The sequence below is a fragment of the Hymenobacter coalescens genome (assembly GCF_054783195.1).
On sequence record NZ_BAAGRA010000016.1, the window covers coordinates 313,253 to 329,862 of the forward strand.

The following is a 16,610-nucleotide window of genomic DNA, read 5'->3' on the forward strand; positions in this document are numbered from 1 at the left end:
TCGTCGCTCCCTAACCGCCGCCCGCGCATGAGGTCTGCCGTTTGTTTTCTGCTGGGTCTGCTGGTGGCCGCCGGGCTGCTGGGCCTAGCCGGCTGCACCCGCAGCCCGCGCTACCAGCCGCCCGCGGTGCCCCTGCCCACTACCTGGAAAACCCCAGCTGACCCGGCCGCGCCCATCGTGCCGCAGCCGCTGACCACCGCCGAAGTGCCCTCGCTGGAGCAGCCGCCGGCCCTGCCGCCGTGGTGGGAGCTGTTTGCCGACCCTGAGCTAACCGCCCTGGAAACGCAGGCGCTGGTCAACAGCCCCACCCTGCAAGCCGCCGCGGCCCGGGTGGAAGAGGCCCGCGCCAACCTGCGCATTGCCACTTCCTACCGCCTGCCCGAGCTAACCCTGGACCCGCAGGCCTACCGCACCCGCCTCTCGGGCCTACGTCCCATCCCGTTTGCCCTCGGCGACGGGGCCAACAACCCCCGCGGCGTGGTGCAAACGCAGTATTACGTGCCCCTGAACGTGAGCTACGAGGCCGACGTGTGGGGCCGGCTGCGCGGCGGGGTGCGGGCCGCCCGCGCCGAAACCCAGGCCGCCGAGGCCGACCTGCGCGCTGTGCAGCTCACCCTTACCACCGACGCGGCCACCTACTACTTTGGCCTGCGTGCCCTCGACGCCGACGCGGCCGTGCTCGACACCACCCGGCAGGACCGGCAGCGGGCCGTACAGCTCACCCAGGCGCGTTTCAAGGCAGGCGTCGACAACGAAATAGCCCTGCGCCGCGCCGAAAGCGAGCTGGCCCTGGTGGAAGCCGCGCTGCTCGATGTGCAGCGCCAGCGCGCCGGCCTGGAAGCTGCCATAGCCGCCGCCGTGGGCCAGCCGGCCAGCACCTTTGCCTTGGCCCCGCGCCCCGGCGTGCCCGGCCCGCCGCCCGCCGTGCCGGTGGCGCTGCCCGCCGCCCTGCTGGCCCGCCGCCCCGACCTGCAGCGCGCCGAACGGCAGCTGGCCGCCGCCAACGCCCGGGTGGACGTGGCCCGGCTGGCTCGCCTGCCAACCGTGTCGTTGAACGGCTACATCGGCCCGCAGAGCGCCCGGCTGGTGGATTTGCCCCGCGTCGCCGAGAACTATACCTACTATGTGGGCGGGCTCGTTTCCATCCCTCTGTTCAACGGTGGGCGTAACCGTGCCACTCAGCAAGCCGCCGAAGCGCAGTACCAAGCCCGGGCAGCCGAATACCGGCAGCGGGCCCTGTCGGCGTTTCAGGAAGTAGAAACCGCGCTGGCCGACGTGCGCTACAGCTACGAGCAACTGGCGGCCCAGCAGCGCGCCCAGCGCGCGGCTCGGGCCGCCGTACGCCTGACCAATGAGCGGTACCGCACCGGGCTGACCAATTACTTCGAGGTGGTGGACGCCAACCGCGTGAGCCTGGATGCAGCCCGCCTGCTGGTGCAAAGCCGCGGCGAGCAGCTGCGCTATACCGTGCAGCTGGTGCGGGTGCTGGGGGGCGGGTGGGAGTAAGCCTCGGCGCGGCGCCAGCCAACCGGCCGGACCCCTCCACAGCCCTAACGGGGACGACCCTAACCGGCACGCGCCGGCCCGTCCACCGGCGGGTGGAAAACAAGGATTTCGTAAGGTCTTGCGGTGCGCGCTGCGCAGCCGGCCGAGTCGCCGGCTTCCAATGCCCGGGTGGGCTATCCTTCCCTGCCGTTCAACGTGAGGTGTTAGGGGCGGCCCACAATGACCGCAATGCTGTTCAGGTAATCCGCCAACATCACCAGCCCCGAGGCATTCAGGCCCGAGCCCGAGAAAGACGGCTGCCCGGCGGCGTTGGTGGTGGCCGGGTTCCAAAGCGCCACGATGTTGGCAATGGTGGCGGAAATCCGGTTGTACTTAGGAGTCTGCTGATCGAGTGTGATGATGTACTCTTCGTTGAGCACCACGGTCGGATCGGCGTTGATCAGGTCCCGCCGGGACAGGCTGAACCGAAACGAGCTGGTCTCGGTCTGCCAGGCGTTGAAGTATGAGTAGGCTGTGTTGTCGGGGTAGTTGGTGAAAAAGGCCAGCTGCGTGGCCTCCAGCAGCGCAATATCTTCCTTGGACAATCCGCCGCCGATTTGGCTCAGCGAAACCATGGTGTACATTTCGCCGCCGCCGGCGATGCGGAAGCCTTCCACGCGCAGGGTCGCGGAGAAACGTTGGCCGGTCAGGGAGTAGATGCCGGCCACCCTGATTTCAATGCCCCGCTCGTTGTCGTCGGCGAGGTCTTGCACGGCGGTAGCTGTCGGCGCGGGCGCGATGGTCGTCTGCTCACAACCGGTAGCAAACAGGAGGCTGCCCGTTACGAGGGCAAGCCAGAGGGTAGAGGTTGGCTTTTTCATGAGAAGAAGAAAGAATGAGGTGTGCGAGTTTTTGGTACACTTCCATGGTGGATTTGGATAGTTGTCCTTGAATATCAAGAACATTCTCGGGATGAAAAAAGAATACGAAATAAAAATCACCCTGCCGATGAGCTTGCATCGGCACCTGCCCACGGGGTAGGCCACGGCCTCATCGTGCTGCCGGTAAGGGGCAGCAGGGCCCGGTGCGGCTGAAGAAAGAACCGGACGTGCGGCTGCCGGACGGCCCGCTCCGGCGGGCGCCAGCCGGGGCGCGCCGATACGCCCCCTACGCGGCGGCCCGCCCGGTGAAGCGGCCGGCGCCCAAGGCCAGCGTTACGAAGGCCAGCCCGGCCGCGCACACGCCGGGCCAGCCGCCGTGCGTCCACGCCCACCCGCCGCTGAGCGAGCCAACTGCCCCGCCGATGAAGTAGGCCGTCATGTACACCGTGTTCAGGCGGCTACGCGCCTCCGGAATCAGCGAGAACACGCGCGACTGGTTGGAAATGTGCGTGGCCTGTACCCCCACGTCAAGCAGGATAACGCCTGCGACCAGCGCCGCCACCGAAGTGCTGCCCAGAAACATAATCACGTAGGCCAGCACCGCCAGCCCGATGCCGATGCGAATGGCGTAATCGGGGCCGCGGGTGTCGGCGGTACGGCCCGCCAACGGCGCAGCCAGCGCCCCGCAGGCGCCAATGAGGCCAAAGAAGCCGGCCACGTCGCTGCGGTAGTGGTAGGGCGGGCCTTCGAGCAGGAATACCAGCGTCGTCCAGAACACGCTGAAGCCGGCAAACATGGCCGCCCCAATAAGGGCAGACCGGCGCAGCGCGGGCAGGGTGCGGGTGAGCGTCAGCAATGACTTCATCAGCGACCCGTACGTGCCGGTAAAGGCCGGCCGGTCGGTGGGCAGGCGCCAGGCCAGCACGGCCGCCAGCACTACCATGGCGGCCGCCCCGCCGCCAAACACGGTGCGCCACCCTAAATGGGCGCCCACGTAGCCGCTCACGGTGCGCGAGAGCAGAATCCCGATCAGCAGCCCGCTCATGATGCGGCCCACGATGCGGCCGCGGGCTGCGGCGGGCGCCAGGTGGGCGGCCATGGGCAGCAGCAGCTGCGGCACGGCCGAACACACGCCGATCAGCAGGCTGGCGCCCAGCAACACCCCGAAGCTGGGTGCCCAGGCTGCGGCAGCCATGCACAGGGCCGCCCCGAACTGCATGCCCAGGATCAGGCGCTTGCGCTCCAGCTTGTCGCCGAGCGGTACCACCAGCAACATGCACAGCGTGTAGCCCACTTGCGTGACGGTGGCAATGAGGCTGGCCCGGCCGCTGGGAATGCCGAAGGTGCGGCCGATTTCGCCCAGCAGCGGCTGGTTGTAGTAGATGTTGGCCACCACCAGCGCGCAGGTCACCGACATAAGCCAGACCAGGCTGCTGCTGAGCGGTGGAGCAGCGGGTGCCGCGGATAAGGGTTGCTTGTGTGCTTCGGCCATAGGCTGCCTGTAGGGCGGGAATGATACGTACGGGTAACAAGGCTGCCGGACAATCCGCTGCGGCTTGGGTGGGCGTCGCCCGAAACGACTGCTGCGGGTGCCACGGCCGGCAGCAGGTTAATGGTAGGCATGCGCCACAAATTATTGGCGGCTACGTTTGAACACCCATGAGCCGAGGTTTTGTAAAAGAAGACGACTCGCAACAGCCGCCCATCATACCCCCCCGGGCAGCCCTGCCCCCAAACACGCCCAACTACGTCACGCCGCGGGGACTGGAGCTGCTGCGCGAGGAATTGGAGGCGCTGGAAGCCGAGCGCGCCCAGGTGGAGGCCAACCGCGACAACGACACGGACCGCACCCGGCAGCTGAGCCTGCTCAACGGCCGGCTCAGCTTGCTCAGCGCCCGCATTGCCAGCGCCAAGGTGGTGGACCCGCGCCAGCAGCCAGCCGACGAAATCCGCTTCGGAGCGACGGTAACGCTGCGCACCCGCAGCGGGGGCAAGCCGGGTACGGAGCGGCGCTTCACCATCGTGGGCGTGGACGAGGCCTCCGTGGCCGAGGGTAAAGTGGCCTTTGTGGCGCCCATTGCGCGGGCGGTGCTCGGCGCCAAGCTGGGGCAAACCGTGCCGCTGCACCTGGGCACGCGCGAGGAAACCGTGGAGGTGACCGGTATCAGCTACGGCGGCTAGCGGCGGGTCCGGGGATTTGGGCGCCCGGCGTAGCTTTGCCCGTGGGGCCGCTTTCGCCCCGTGTGTAGCCCATGATTGTTTACAAGTCAAGTGACTGGTGGGACGCTTTCCGCCACCTGCACAAGTCGTCCATCATCCGCAAGCTGCTGCACCGGGTGCTGCTCTCGGGGCTTTACGGCACGGCCGTGGCCATCTTGGGGCGCGGGGTAATGCAGGTAAAGTTCACCGTCGACCCGCAGTATTTCTCGCTGCTGGGCATCCTGCTCAGCCTGCTGCTGGCTTTCCGCACCAACACCGCCTACGACCGGTTCTGGGAAGGCCGTCGGCAATGGGGGCAGCTCATCAACAACTGCCGCAACCTGGCCGTGCTGCTGCACGCGCGCCTGCCCGCCACCGACCACGTCAACCGTTTTCACCTCGCCAAGCTGCTTTCCAACTTCCCGATGGCCCTCGACGGCCACCTGCGCGGGGGCGTGCGCTTTGAAAAGCTGGAAGACCTGGGCCCCGAATTCATGGAGGGGCTGCGCCAATCCGGGCATGTGCCCTCCCTGCTGGCAGCCACCCTGCAGGAGTTTTACGAGGACTTGCTGCGCCAAGACCTGATTTTGCCGGTGCACCTGCTGGCCATTCAGCGCCACCACGAGGCCCTGCTGGACGTGACCGGCGCCTGCGAACGGATTCAGAGAACCCCCATTCCGTTCTCCTACAGCTTTTTCATCAAGGCCTTCATCACGGTGTTTCTGGTGGTGATGCCGCTGGTACTGCTCTCCACGTACGGCTACTTTATGGTGCCCATCACCATGTTCGGGGCCTTCGCCCTGCTGGGCGTGGAAATGATCGGCGACGAAATCGAGGACCCTTTCGGCAAGGACAGCAACGACCTGCCGCTGACCCAGATGGCCAACCGCATCCGGGTGAACGTGCACGAAATATTAGGTGTGAAGCTGGCCGAAGAGAAAATAGCCATTGCCGACGCGCCCTACAGCGTGGTGTTTTGACCGACCCCAGGTGACAGGAACGGTCGTGTACTTGAGCAGGTCAATAGGTGGGGCGTTGTGGCAGCCGCGCCACGTCGATGATGCCGCCGCTACCGTTGAGCCGGCGCAGCGCGTGGATGCTGGCTGCATCGAACTCGTGGACGCTGAGCAGCGCGTCGAGTAGCCGGTGCTGCCGGGCTTTTTCGGCCTGCATAAACATGTCGGCGGCCACCGTGGCGTCGAAACCGCGCTGGTCGGGGCTGAGCCGGCGGTATTCCTGCACGAACAGCTCCACGCTGTCCAGGGTGGCGGTGGCGCCGTTGCTGATGTGCGTTTCCTGCTGATCGACGAGGAACTGCAGCGCCTCGTGCAGGGCGATGCAGGCGTCCAGCGCAAACGACGTCAGCGGGTGGTCAAATTCGGCCAGCGCCGGCGTGACCAGCTCCAGCTTTTCGAGCAGCGAAGCGGCCTCCGACCGGTGAAACTCGCCCAGGCCGGAGTTGTAGAGCAGCTCCACGCCGCGCTCGTACACGGCCGGGCTGCCCCAGCCTACAGCTTGGCAAAACGCCTCGTACTGCGGCAGCAGCCGCTCGCAGAGCAGGCCGGCAAACACGGCTTTCTGCTTGTCCGATAAGCTATAAATCAGGGTGTCGAGGTCGTCGGCCATGCCGCAAAGCTAGCCCGGATCAGCCGATGACGCCCTGCTGCTTTTTGTAGAGGCCCGGCGTAAGGCCTTCGTGCTTGCGAAACAGCTTCTGGAAGTAGGCCGGGTTGTTGAAGCCGGCGCGGTAGCACACCTCGGCCACGGTGCTCAGCGGGTGGCGCAGCAGGCGCTTGGCCTCCTTCAGCCGCTCCTGAATGATGTACTCCACCGGCGTGAGGCCAAACTCGCGCTTGAACAGGCGGAAAAACGTGGCCTTGCTCATGCAGGCCATTTCGCTGAGCTTCTCCACCGGCAGGGGTTCGGCCAGGTTGCGCTTGATGTACTGCACCACGTGGGCGAAGCGGTGGGAGGTCAGGTGCTGAGCGTAATGGTCGAAAATGAGCTTGCGGGCCTGCGTCTGCATCAGGCGCACCAGCAGCTCCTGCAGGGTGAAGCCGGCCAGCACGTCCTTGGCGCCGGTATCCTCCTGCGACACGCGGATGATGCGCTCCAGCGTGCCCGTCAGCTCAGGCGTGTTGTGCAGGTGGGCGTAATCACGGTCGTCCAGTTGCCAGGGCTGGTGCTCCTCCACGCGCGGGTACCGCTCGTTCAGCAAATCGATGGTCGCGCGGATGGTGTCGGCCGGAATGGCCACCGCCAAGCACTGGGTCGGGTTCTGCTCGTCGGCCTCCGGAAAGTCGATTTCCATGGTCTGCTGCTCGCCCACGATGACCGACTCGCCTGGCAGGTACTCAAACGCCTCGCGGCCCGGCAGGTGCATCACCTTTTTGCCGCGCAGCATGGTGGTCAGCACCAAGGAACCCAGGTTCAGGGGCACGCGGGCAGCCTGCTGGTGCGTTTCGAAGATGTTTAGCTCGAAGGCGTTGAGCGAGTACACCGTGCGGTGCTCGACCAGCGTCGTCAGGTCGGCTGGGCGGTTCAGGGCGATGGGCGTGGGCAAGAGGGTTCGGCTCATGGGGGCGGGGGGTAAGCCAGAAACGAAAACGCGGACTCCTAATTTAGGTAACCAACCCGAAAGCAGGCACTTGGTTGCGCCGGCCGGGCCGGCGTACGGGCCGAAGCGGGGCAAGCTAAGGGCAGTGGTGGGCGGAATTACGCTCATTTATGTCCGGTGAGCAAGTACTTACTAAGTTGCGACAATCGGTGAGTTTGTTGAGAGGATAAGACAGCGTTTTGGAGCAGAATACAGGGAGATTGGGCTATCGAAACCACAACCCATTCCCATCCGCATGGAAACGCTAGAAAGAACCTCCACCCTGGTTGCCCGCCCCCAGTTCAAGGACCACTACGACAACTTCATCGGCGGCAAGTGGGTAGCACCCGTCAAAGGACAGTACTTCGATAACCTGTCGCCCATCGACGGCAAGGCCTTCACGAAGGTGGCGCGCTCCACCAAGGAGGACATCGAGTTGGCCCTCGACGCGGCGCACGAGGCCTTCAAGACCTGGAAGCACGCCTCGGCCACCACGCGCAGCAACATTCTGCTCAAGATTGCCGACATCATCGAGCAAAACCTGGAGCACTTGGCGGCCGTGGAGTGCGTGGAAAACGGCAAAGCCATCCGGGAGTGCCTCGCGGCCGATCTGCCGCTGGCCGTCGACCACTTCCGCTACTTCGCCGGCGTAATTCGGGCCGAAGAAGGCTCCGTGTCGGAGCTCGACGAGACGACCGTGTCCTTGAACGTGCACGAGCCCATCGGGGTGGTGGGGCAGATCATTCCGTGGAACTTCCCGCTGCTGATGGCCACCTGGAAAATCGCGCCCGCGCTGGCCGCCGGCTGCTGCGTGGTGGTAAAGCCCGCCGAGCAGACGCCCGCCTCCATCATGGTGCTCATGGAGCTGATTCAGGACGTGGTGCCGGCCGGGGTGCTCAACGTCGTGAACGGCTTCGGACTGGAAGCGGGCAAGCCGCTGGCCTCGTCGCCGCGCATCAACAAGGTGGCCTTCACCGGCGAGACGACCACCGGCCGCCTCATCATGCAGTACGCCTCCGAAAACATCATTCCGGTGACCATGGAGTTGGGCGGCAAGTCGCCGAACATCTTCTTCAAGTCGGTGATGGACGCCGACGACGACTACCTCGACAAGGCCGTGGAAGGCGCCGTGATGTTTGCCCTGAACCAGGGCGAGGTGTGCACCTGCCCCTCGCGCATGCTGGTGCACGAAGACATCTACGACGAGTTCATGGAGCGCGTCATTGCCCGGGTGAAGGCCATCAAGCTCGGCAACCCGCTCGACAAGGAAACCATGATGGGCGCGCAGGCCTCGAACGACCAGTTCGAGAAAATCCTGAGCTACCTGGAAATCGGCAAGGCCGAGGGCGCCGAGGTGCTGGTGGGCGGCGACGCCTACGCCCAGGAAGACGGGGCGCTGGCCGAGGGCTACTACATCCAGCCGACCATTTTCCGGGGCCACAACAAGATGCGCATCTTCCAGGAGGAAATTTTCGGACCGGTCGTGTCCGTGACCACCTTCAAGACCACCGAGGAAGCCATAGCCATGGCCAACGACACGCTCTACGGCCTCGGCGCGGGCGTGTGGACGCGCGACGCGCACGAGCTGTACCAGGTACCGCGCGCCATCGAAGCGGGCCGCGTGTGGGTCAACTGCTACCACCATTACCCGGCCGGCGCGCCCTTCGGCGGCTACCACAAGTCGGGCTTCGGGCGGGAGAATCACAAGATGATGCTCAACCACTACCGCCAGAACAAGAACATGCTCATCAGCTACAGCCAGCAGAAGCTGGGCTTCTTCTAATGGTGATTTAGTGATTTAGCGACTCAGCGAAATTCAGAACGGCACTTCACTAAGTCACTAAATCACCACCTCACACAGCGCGTGGGGGCGCGCTGTTACCGGTCGGGGCCAGGGTGCGCGTCAAATTCCGTGGGGACGCACCCGGCCCGGCCGGTAAAACGCCCCGCGTTGCTTGTTTCGCGTGCTGCCGCCGCAGGCCGCGCCGTGCCGCTTCCCGTGGCGGTGGCGCGGCCTGTTGCGCATTGAACAGCCCATAAGTGCCTGCTGCCATCTCAACCCACCTGAACCCATGCCAATGCCTGAACCTACCCCCCGCGTGCTCGTGACCACGGCCGCCGAAGCCACCATCGACGTGCTGCGCGAGGCGCACGGCCCGCTGATGTTTCACCAGAGCGGCGGCTGCTGCGACGGGTCGTCGCCCATGTGCTTCCCGGCCGGGGAGTTCAAGGTCGGCAGCAACGATGTGTGGCTGGGCCGCATCCACGGCTGCGACTTTTTCATGAGCAGCGCGCAGTTCGAATACTGGAAGCACACCCAGCTGACCGTCGACGTGACCAAGGGCCGCGGCGCGAGCTTTTCGCTGGAAATCCCGCTGGGCGTGCGCTTTCTGATTCGCTCCCGGCTGTTTACCGAGCAGGAAGAGCAGCACATGGCCCCGGTGTACGACGGGGAGGAGTACCCGCAGGGAAGCGAGGAGTAGGCTCAGCGGAGAGTTTAAAAGCTGTGCCGCGGCTTCTTCGCTCTCAAAACGCTCCGCAATAGCTGTGTACATACCGGCCAAGGTGCTAAAACGCGAAACGCCCCGATGACTCCGGTCATCGGGGCGTTTCGCGTCGCAAAGCGGCGGACAATTACTTCGCTTTCACCGGCAGGCCTTCGAGCTGCGCGTAGCTGAGCTTCCAGAGGCCCTTGGGGTTCTTTTTCCAGAGCAGGATAAAGTTGCCTTCGCCTTCGCCGGCGGGCTGGCCAGGGCCGGCGGGCAGCACGTCTACCGAGTAGGTGCCGCCTTCGTAGGCCGTGGTCGCGTCGTTGCCGGAGCTGACCACGCGCAGGCGCAGGTCCTCGATGGTGCCCATCGTGGCGCGGACCCACTTATCGGACACCTCCGACTTGCCCTGGTAGTGGGCTTCGCCCTGCAGGAAGTGCACGTCGTCGGCCAGCAAAGTATCCAGCTGAATGGCGTTGCGCGAGTTCCAGGCGCTGATGAACTGCTGGTTGAGGGTCTGCACGTTCACAGCCGGGGTTTCGGCGGTTTTGGTACACGCCGCGGCGAGGGCGGAAGCAAGCAGAACGGATGCAAATGCTTTCATGGAACGGGTTTGGTTGGGGTAGGGAAAGCGAAAACCCAAGCCCGAAGGCCTGGGTTTTCGGGGGAAGATAGCAGCGGGCTGCTTACCAGCTCTTACGACGTACTTCCGAAGAAGCGTACGGGGTCGAACGGTCGCCGTAGGAGTTGTTCGGCAGGTAAGCGCCAGCCATCGTGTTGCTGGTGTTGTAGAGCATGGCCGGGGTGCCAGCGGCGGCAAAACCGGTGGCCATAGCCGGATACTGGCCCTGGGGCTGCAAGGCCTGCTGCTGCGGCAGCTGACCAGCCTGGGCCAGAGCGGCTTTCTGCTCGGCGGCCTCGGCGCGGCGGGCCAGGGCGTTGCGCTCGGCACGGGCGGCGGCGGCGCTGCGCTCGGCGCGGGCGGCGCGGTTGGCGGCGGCTACGCGGGCGGCCTCGGCGGCCTGGGCTTTCTTCTTGTTCTGGATGTTGCGGCCGATCATGTAACCGGTACCGGCACCAGCGGCGGCCCCTACTGCGCCACCCACCACGCGGTTGCGCTTGTGGATGATGGCACCGGCAGCGGCGCCACCGAGGCCACCGATGATGGCGCCTTTGGCCTGCGGGCTTACTTTACCATCCTGGGCCTGCACCGAAACCGACTGCATCAGAATCACCAGGGCCAGCATCAGGCTGAAGATATACGGGAGCTTTTTCATGGCTGTGTCTCAATTAAAGGTTCGGCGAACCAGTACCAAAATTTGTTTCCGAGTTCTGTTTGGTGTTTTGCAAGCACTGTGCCAAAACCGGATACACAACCCTAAACTGAGGCGGTGGAAAGAAGGTTACACAGCGCCCAAAGCTGGTGCATTAGCAACATTGGATATTGCCAAAAAGCCCCTGAAAACGCATTTGCAGGGGCTTTTTGGCGAAGGAAATGGCCGGTTGAAATATTTTATCGGGTCAGCCAGCCGCCGGCATCCAGCCAGTTCTGCAGACGGCCCATCCAGTCGTCCTTGGTGGTCTTGTTGTGCAGCCCGAAGCCGTGGCCGCCCTGCGGGTACAGGTGCATTTCCACCGGCACGCCGTGGTGCAGGCAGGCCTCGTAGAAGCGCAGGCTGTTCTGCACCTTCACGGTCTTGTCGTCGGCGGCGTGCACCAGGAAGGTGGGTGGCGTCTGGGGCGTCACCTGCAGCTCGTTGGAGTACAGCCGGATCTGCTCGGCAGCGGGTGCCGGGCCCAGCAGGTTGGTGCGCGAGCCGGCGTGCATCAGGCTGTCGGAAAAGCTGATGACGGGGTAAAGCAGTACCTGAAAGTCGGGGCGCACGGAAATGTTGTCCTTCGGCGCCCCGAGCGGCTGGGCGAAGTGCGTGCCGGCCGTGCTGGCCAGGTGCCCGCCGGCCGAAAAACCCAGGATGCCGACGCGCGCCGGGTTCACGCCGAACTCGGCCGCCCGCTGCCGCACCAGGCGCAGGGCCTGTTGGGCATCCAGCAGCGGAGCCGTGGTTTTGTCGGGCTGGGTTTGCTCGTTGGGCAGGCGGTACTTCAGCACGAAGGCCGTGATGCCCATTTCGGTAAGCCGCCGGGCCACGTCGTAGCCCTCGTGGTCGATGGAAAGGCGGGCGTAGCCGCCGCCGGGGCACACCACCACGGCCGTGCCGTTGGCTTTGTCCCTGGGGGCCCGAAACACCGTCAGCGTGGGCTGCACCACGTTGGAGATGCGCACGCCGCCGTTGGCCAGCGTCACGCTGGTTTCCTTTACCTCGCTGGGCTTGGAGTTGGGCACGGTGCCCACGTACAGCGGCTCCACGCTCTGGGCCGAAAGCCGCGTAGCCGATACCGCGCAAACAACGAAAGCAGAAAGCAGAAGGCGCATAACGAGTCGCATTACCTGCCGAAGATAGCGGAGTGCGTTTCAACTGAATGTGCCGCGCCCGCGAAGCCCAACTGGGCGCGGCCGGCTGCGTATGCAGCCGCAGTTTCCCGTTGTGCCCGCATGCGCCTTTCCGCCCCGTCTCCGCTCGTCGAGCTTTCCTACCGCCCCGATCTGCACATTCTGGTAGTCCGCTGGCTGAGCGCCACCACCGACGATGAGATTCGCCGCCTTTTCCATCACCTGGAGCAGGTGGACGCGCACCAGTGCCGCTACTGGCTGCTCGACGCGCGCCGCCGGCCCAGCTCCAGCCCGGTGGTCACGCGCTGGGTGTTCGACGAGTTTGCGCCCCAGACCGCGCACCGCCTGGGCGGGCGCCTGTACTTCAGCTACCTCGTGTCGCCCCTGCACCTCGTGGATGCCGAGAGCCTGCGCCGTACCGAGCTGGCCGACGACGACCCGCTGCCCTACAGGCTGCACTACGCCAGCCAGGAAGGCGAAGCCACCGAGTGGCTACTCACGGCCCAGCGCCGCGAAGCCGCGCTGCAAGGCGTAGGCCCGGACGGCGGCGGTTGGTAGCTGGCGCAGCACTGCTGCCGTAGGGTTTCGGCACGTAGCCCGGGCAGGCGCCGCGGCCGCTTGGGCGGCGCACCGGCACACATCCTGGTCGGCCTCTACAGGTGCTCCACCAGCACCTGCACGTTGGTGTTGCGGCCGTGGTCGTCGGCGCAGGATATCTTCAACAGGCCGGCGGCGGGGCGGATGAACACGGCCTCGGTGGGCGCGGCGGCCCGCACAAACTGGTCGTTGGCGTACCAGTACACCTGCCGCACGTCGCTCCAGGCGGCGCAGCGCAGCTGCAGCTGCTGCGAGTCGTGGCGGTCGAGCACGTACTCGGCGTTAGGCGTGGGCGAGAGAATGCGCGGGGCCTGATCGGGCGCGGCGTCGGCGGCGCGCACCAAGGTGCAAGCTGGGTTGTGCGGGGGGCGCACGGCGTGGGGCAGGCCCTGCGCGGCCTTGAAGGCCAGTACTTCGGGCGAGAAATTGGGGAAGAGTACCCGCCGGTAGCCCGCCGCGGGCAGGCAGGCGCGGCAATAGCTCACGGCCCCGTCGGCGGCCACAAACACCTCCTGCTGATGCTCGCAGCGGCGCACGTCCGACACGCCGGGCAGAAAGTAATCCATGACCTGGTCGGGGCAGTGCGCGCCCGGGACCTGCCCGCTAACGGGGCACACGAGGCGAAAGTCGAGGCCGGCGGGCGGGGCGTACCACTCGCCGCCGTCGTTGTAGCTCAGCGCGTTGAACAGGTCGAAGAGCAGGGGCGTGGCCACGTCGGTGCCGGTGAGGGCGGGGGCGCCCTGCCCGGTAAAGTTGCCCACCCACACCCCGATGGTGTAGTGGCGGTTGTAGCCGATGCTCCACGCGTCGCGGCGGCCGTAGCTGGTGCCGGTTTTCCAGGCAATGCGCGGCAGGCGCAGCGAGTTTTCGTAGCCCACGGGCAAATCGGGCCGCACGAGCTGGGAAAGAATATCGGTGACGAGAAACGCGGCCGATTCGGACACTAGTTGGGCTGGCGCCGTCGCGGCGCGACCCGGTTGGGTCAGGTGCAGGGGCTCGTAGCGGCCGCCGGTGGCCAGCGTGGCGTACAGGCCCGTCAGCTCTTCCAGCGTGGCACCGCAGCCGCCCAGGATGGTGCTCAGGCCCAGCTGCGGCGCCTGCCGGGCCACGGTGCGGAAGCCCGCCCGCTGCAGCTGCCCGGTGAAGTGGCCCACGCCCACCTGCTGCAGCACGTGCACGGCCGGGATGTTGAGCGAGTACGCCAGGGAGCGTTCCAGCGTCACCTCGCCGTTGCAGCGCTTGTCGAAGTTTTCGGGCCGGAAGCCGCCGAAGCTGGTGGGCACGTCGGGCAGCACCCGCTTGGGCGTGACCAGACCGCGGTCCAGGGCCACGGCATACAGGAAGGGCTTCAGCGTACTGCCCGGCGAGCGGATGGCCCGAATGCCGTCGACCTGGCCCTGGGCGGCCGCGTCGCCAAAGTCGGCTGAGCCCACGTAGGCTTCCACGGCGCGGGTGCGGTTATTCACCACCAGCACGGCCGCCTGGCTGATGCCCAGCGGCGCGAGGCGGCGCACGTACTGCCGGGTCAGGTCCTCGGCTTTGGCCTGCTTGCCCCGCACCAGCGTGGAGTAAAGCCCGCCGGCCGACGCGCTGGCGGCCCGGCCCGTGGCCGGCTGCCGGTACCATTCCTGCACCAGCCGGCGCGAGAGGTGGGGCGCCAGCTGCGGCGCGGCGCGGCGGCGGGCCAGCAAGGGCTCCAGCAGCGCGTTTTCGATGTCTTTGGCCGGAAACACGCCGCGGGAGCCCAGCCGGCGCAGCCACGCGTTGCGGGCCCGCAGCAGGCGGGCGTTGTGGCGGTCGGGAGCCAGGCCGGTGGGGTTGTTGGGCACCACCGTCAGCGTGACCGTCTGGGCCAGCGACAGGTAGTGCGGGGGCTGGCCGTAGTACAGCAGCGCGGCCGACTTGACGCCCTCCACGTTCGAGCCGTAGGGCACCAGGTTCAGGTACAGCTGCAGAATCTCGTCCTTGGAGTAATGCGCCTCCAGCTGCAGGGCCCGCAGCATTTCCTGCAGCTTGCCGCCCAGGGTGCGCTGTTTGGGCTCCAGCAGCCGGGCCACCTGCATGGTGATGGTGCTGGCCCCGGTGCGCCGGCCCGTGCCCCGCAGGTTGCGACCGGCCGCCTGGAGAAGCGCCACCGGGTTGATGCCGGGGTGGTAGTAAAACCACCGGTCTTCCTTGGCAATCAGCGCCCGGCGCAGGGTGGGGGTTATGTCGCGCAGTTCGGCCGCCAGGCGCCACTTCTGGTCGGGCGAGAGGTAGGCGTGCAGCACCGCGCCATCGGCGGCCAGCACTACGGGGGAGTAGGGCGGCACCGGGGGCAGGGGAAACAGCCAATTCAGGCTCAGGGCCACGGCCAGCACGACTACCAGGCTCAGCAGCCCGGCCCGCAGCCACCGCACCCCGGGCCGGGTGGCGCGAAGGAAGGGGCTTAGCAGCTGGCGCATACCCGATTGAGCGGCCGCAAAGCCAGAAAACGCACCGCAAACTTGATACGGTTGCTACCTTTATGAACAGAATAATTAGCGGTGCTCACCATCATAAATATATGAACCGAATCCTGTTGGCCGCAGCGCCTTTGCTAGTAGTGGCAAGCTGCCGGGGCCGTAACGACGAACAGCCCGAAAACCTGGCTTCCCCGCGCGTATTGCGGTTTTCGCCTCAGGCGGCCGCGCCGGGTGCCACTGTTACCATTCTGGGCAGCAGCTTCAGCGCGACGCCGGCCAACAACGTCGTCAAATTTACTGCCGGCGAAGCCAAAGCCAGCTTCGTGCGCAAAGGCACGCCCCTCGACACGCTAAAGGTAACCGTACCCCCCAACGCGGCCACCGGGCCGCTCACCCTGACGGTGCACAAGCAGGCGGAAACCACCCACGAATCTTTCGTGGTGGTATCGGGGCGGTGGACGCGCAAGGCCGACTTCCCCGGCGGCGCGGGCATGTACGGCACCGGGTTTACGCTGGCGGGCAAAACCTACGCGATGGTGCCCGGCACCAACGAGCTGTGGGCCTACGACGCTGCCGCCAACACCTGGGTCCCGAAAGCTCCTCACCCGGTCGGGACAGTGGCCTTAAGCTCCCGCGCGGGCGAGCTGCTGAGCTTTGTGGCGGGCAGCTACGCCTACGTGGGCGTGTACCTGTACAACTACCCGGTCGATGAAATCCGCTTTTACCGCTACGACCCCGCTACCGACCAGTGGAGCCACCGCAGCTCGCCGGGGCGCATCAACGCCCACCACGGCGCCGTGTTTGGGCTGAACGGCCGGGGCTACCTTGTCGATACCGATAAGTACACGAAGGGTGTGCTGGAGTACGACCCCGCCGCCAACACCTGGACGCGCAAGCGCAGCTTCCCGGGCGCCGGGCGCTACCTGTCCACGTACTTCTCGCTCGGCGGCAAGGGCTACCTGGGCGGCGGCGACACCGGCACGAGCTCGGCGTTGCTGACCGATTTCTGGGAGTACGACCCCGTGGCCGACAGCTGGACGCGCAAGGCCGACCTGCCCGTGACCAACTACGAACCGAACGGCTTCACGGCGGGTGGTAAAGGGTACGCCATGGGCGGCAACATGCTCTACGCCTACAATCCCGCCACCAACACCTGGGCGCGCGAGGCGGACTTTGAGCCCCTGATTTTTACCGGCAAAGTGCATCTGAGTGCCCCCGGCAAGGGCTACGTGTTGCGCGGCCGCGACGTGGGCAACGGCCTCTACAACCAGTTCTGGGAGTTTTCGCCGCAGTAACCGTGAGCGGCTGAATGGCTACCGCCCCGGCCGCTACGGGCCGTCCTCAGCGCCTCGATTGCCCAAGCCAACGCCGCCCGCACAAAAAACGGCTGTCGGCCCCGTTCCAGAACGAGGGCCGACAGCCGTTTTGGGTCTGTTTCAACGTGCGAATCGGGCGCTGACACCCGTT

At 66.0% G+C, this 16,610-nt stretch carries 15 protein-coding genes; 7 read left to right on the forward strand and 8 right to left on the reverse strand.

Annotation, left to right across the window (positions count from 1 at the left end; genetic code table 11):
• Positions 1–27: 27 nt before the first annotated feature.
• Positions 28–1,506, forward strand: a complete 1,479-nt coding sequence (locus tag ACYVKQ_RS12765; protein WP_460675726.1) for an efflux transporter outer membrane subunit — start codon at positions 28–30, stop codon at positions 1,504–1,506.
• Positions 1,507–1,709: 203 nt separating this feature from the next.
• On the opposite strand, the gene ACYVKQ_RS12770 is transcribed toward ACYVKQ_RS12765, so the two are convergent.
• Positions 1,710–2,366, reverse strand: coding sequence for a hypothetical protein (locus ACYVKQ_RS12770; protein ID WP_460675727.1), 657 nt, complete (start codon positions 2,364–2,366; stop codon positions 1,710–1,712).
• A 286-nt stretch (positions 2,367–2,652) separates the two neighbouring features.
• The gene (locus ACYVKQ_RS12775) at positions 2,653–3,783 is read right to left on the reverse strand and encodes an MFS transporter (RefSeq protein ID WP_460675728.1); all 1,131 of its coding nucleotides are present in this window, start codon (positions 3,781–3,783) and stop codon (positions 2,653–2,655) included.
• A gap of 242 nt (positions 3,784–4,025) precedes the next feature.
• On the opposite strand from ACYVKQ_RS12775, the gene ACYVKQ_RS12780 reads away from it, so the two are divergent.
• Together ACYVKQ_RS12780 and ACYVKQ_RS12785 are read left to right on the forward strand one after the other, a co-directional pair.
• Entirely contained in the window at positions 4,026–4,547 is a 522-nt protein-coding gene (locus tag ACYVKQ_RS12780) for a GreA/GreB family elongation factor (protein WP_460675729.1), read from the forward strand.
• Positions 4,548–4,618: 71 nt separating this feature from the next.
• Positions 4,619–5,545 (forward strand): bestrophin family protein, encoded by a 927-nt coding sequence (locus ACYVKQ_RS12785; RefSeq protein ID WP_460675730.1) that lies wholly within the window; start codon positions 4,619–4,621, stop codon positions 5,543–5,545.
• Positions 5,546–5,585: 40 nt separating this feature from the next.
• On the opposite strand, the gene ACYVKQ_RS12790 is transcribed toward ACYVKQ_RS12785, so the two are convergent.
• Positions 5,586–6,191 (reverse strand): DUF416 family protein, encoded by a 606-nt coding sequence (locus ACYVKQ_RS12790; RefSeq protein WP_460675731.1) that lies wholly within the window; start codon positions 6,189–6,191, stop codon positions 5,586–5,588.
• A 19-nt stretch (positions 6,192–6,210) separates the two neighbouring features.
• Positions 6,211–7,143: an AraC family transcriptional regulator gene (locus tag ACYVKQ_RS12795; RefSeq protein WP_460675732.1), complete on the reverse strand. Its 933-nt coding sequence runs from the start codon at positions 7,141–7,143 to the stop codon at positions 6,211–6,213.
• A 274-nt stretch (positions 7,144–7,417) separates the two neighbouring features.
• Between ACYVKQ_RS12795 and ACYVKQ_RS12800 the strand changes: the two genes are divergently transcribed.
• Together ACYVKQ_RS12800 and ACYVKQ_RS12805 are read left to right on the forward strand one after the other, a co-directional pair.
• Positions 7,418–8,944, forward strand: a complete 1,527-nt coding sequence (locus ACYVKQ_RS12800) for an aldehyde dehydrogenase family protein (protein WP_460675733.1) — start codon at positions 7,418–7,420, stop codon at positions 8,942–8,944.
• Positions 8,945–9,233: 289 nt separating this feature from the next.
• Entirely contained in the window at positions 9,234–9,644 is a 411-nt protein-coding gene (locus ACYVKQ_RS12805; protein ID WP_460675734.1) for a DUF779 domain-containing protein, read from the forward strand.
• A gap of 151 nt (positions 9,645–9,795) precedes the next feature.
• Here ACYVKQ_RS12805 and ACYVKQ_RS12810 read toward each other — a convergent pair whose 3' ends face one another.
• From ACYVKQ_RS12810 to ACYVKQ_RS12820, 3 genes are all read right to left on the reverse strand, one after another.
• Complete coding sequence (locus ACYVKQ_RS12810; RefSeq protein ID WP_460675735.1) at positions 9,796–10,254, reverse strand: YybH family protein; 459 nt, start codon at positions 10,252–10,254, stop codon at positions 9,796–9,798.
• An 82-nt stretch (positions 10,255–10,336) separates the two neighbouring features.
• Positions 10,337–10,927: a YMGG-like glycine zipper-containing protein gene (locus ACYVKQ_RS12815; RefSeq protein WP_460675736.1), complete on the reverse strand. Its 591-nt coding sequence runs from the start codon at positions 10,925–10,927 to the stop codon at positions 10,337–10,339.
• Between the two features lie 236 nt (positions 10,928–11,163).
• The gene (locus ACYVKQ_RS12820; protein WP_460675737.1) at positions 11,164–12,084 is read right to left on the reverse strand and encodes an alpha/beta hydrolase; all 921 of its coding nucleotides are present in this window, start codon (positions 12,082–12,084) and stop codon (positions 11,164–11,166) included.
• A 120-nt stretch (positions 12,085–12,204) separates the two neighbouring features.
• Between ACYVKQ_RS12820 and ACYVKQ_RS12825 the strand changes: the two genes are divergently transcribed.
• On the forward strand, positions 12,205–12,660 hold the full coding sequence (locus ACYVKQ_RS12825) for a hypothetical protein (protein WP_460675738.1): 456 nt from the start codon (positions 12,205–12,207) through the stop codon (positions 12,658–12,660).
• A gap of 95 nt (positions 12,661–12,755) precedes the next feature.
• Here ACYVKQ_RS12825 and pbpC read toward each other — a convergent pair whose 3' ends face one another.
• Complete coding sequence (pbpC, locus tag ACYVKQ_RS12830) at positions 12,756–15,143, reverse strand: penicillin-binding protein 1C (RefSeq protein ID WP_460675739.1); 2,388 nt, start codon at positions 15,141–15,143, stop codon at positions 12,756–12,758.
• Positions 15,144–15,244: 101 nt separating this feature from the next.
• On the opposite strand from pbpC, the gene ACYVKQ_RS12835 reads away from it, so the two are divergent.
• The gene (locus ACYVKQ_RS12835) at positions 15,245–16,438 is read left to right on the forward strand and encodes an IPT/TIG domain-containing protein (protein ID WP_460675740.1); all 1,194 of its coding nucleotides are present in this window, start codon (positions 15,245–15,247) and stop codon (positions 16,436–16,438) included.
• Positions 16,439–16,610: the final 172 nt, after the last annotated feature.

Excerpts from the sequence above, each read along its gene's own strand:
- ACYVKQ_RS12785 (WP_460675730.1), top strand. The coding sequence starts at position 4,619 with ATGATTGTTTACAAGTCAAGTGACTGGTGGGACGCTTTCCGCCACCTG.
- ACYVKQ_RS12800 (WP_460675733.1), top strand. The coding sequence starts at position 7,418 with ATGGAAACGCTAGAAAGAACCTCCACCCTGGTTGCCCGCCCCCAGTTC.
- ACYVKQ_RS12815 (WP_460675736.1), bottom strand. The coding sequence starts at position 10,927 with ATGAAAAAGCTCCCGTATATCTTCAGCCTGATGCTGGCCCTGGTGATT.
- ACYVKQ_RS12795 (WP_460675732.1), bottom strand. The coding sequence starts at position 7,143 with ATGAGCCGAACCCTCTTGCCCACGCCCATCGCCCTGAACCGCCCAGCC.
- ACYVKQ_RS12805 (WP_460675734.1), top strand. The coding sequence starts at position 9,234 with ATGCCAATGCCTGAACCTACCCCCCGCGTGCTCGTGACCACGGCCGCC.
- ACYVKQ_RS12810 (WP_460675735.1), bottom strand. The coding sequence starts at position 10,254 with ATGAAAGCATTTGCATCCGTTCTGCTTGCTTCCGCCCTCGCCGCGGCG.
- ACYVKQ_RS12780 (WP_460675729.1), top strand. The coding sequence starts at position 4,026 with ATGAGCCGAGGTTTTGTAAAAGAAGACGACTCGCAACAGCCGCCCATC.
- ACYVKQ_RS12790 (WP_460675731.1), bottom strand. The coding sequence starts at position 6,191 with ATGGCCGACGACCTCGACACCCTGATTTATAGCTTATCGGACAAGCAG.
- ACYVKQ_RS12765 (WP_460675726.1), top strand. The coding sequence starts at position 28 with ATGAGGTCTGCCGTTTGTTTTCTGCTGGGTCTGCTGGTGGCCGCCGGG.
- ACYVKQ_RS12825 (WP_460675738.1), top strand. The coding sequence starts at position 12,205 with ATGCGCCTTTCCGCCCCGTCTCCGCTCGTCGAGCTTTCCTACCGCCCC.
- ACYVKQ_RS12770 (WP_460675727.1), bottom strand. The coding sequence starts at position 2,366 with ATGAAAAAGCCAACCTCTACCCTCTGGCTTGCCCTCGTAACGGGCAGC.
- ACYVKQ_RS12775 (WP_460675728.1), bottom strand. The coding sequence starts at position 3,783 with ATGTCGGTGACCTGCGCGCTGGTGGTGGCCAACATCTACTACAACCAG.
- ACYVKQ_RS12835 (WP_460675740.1), top strand. The coding sequence starts at position 15,245 with ATGAACCGAATCCTGTTGGCCGCAGCGCCTTTGCTAGTAGTGGCAAGC.
- pbpC (WP_460675739.1), bottom strand. The coding sequence starts at position 15,143 with ATGCGCCAGCTGCTAAGCCCCTTCCTTCGCGCCACCCGGCCCGGGGTG.
- ACYVKQ_RS12820 (WP_460675737.1), bottom strand. The coding sequence starts at position 12,084 with ATGCGCCTTCTGCTTTCTGCTTTCGTTGTTTGCGCGGTATCGGCTACG.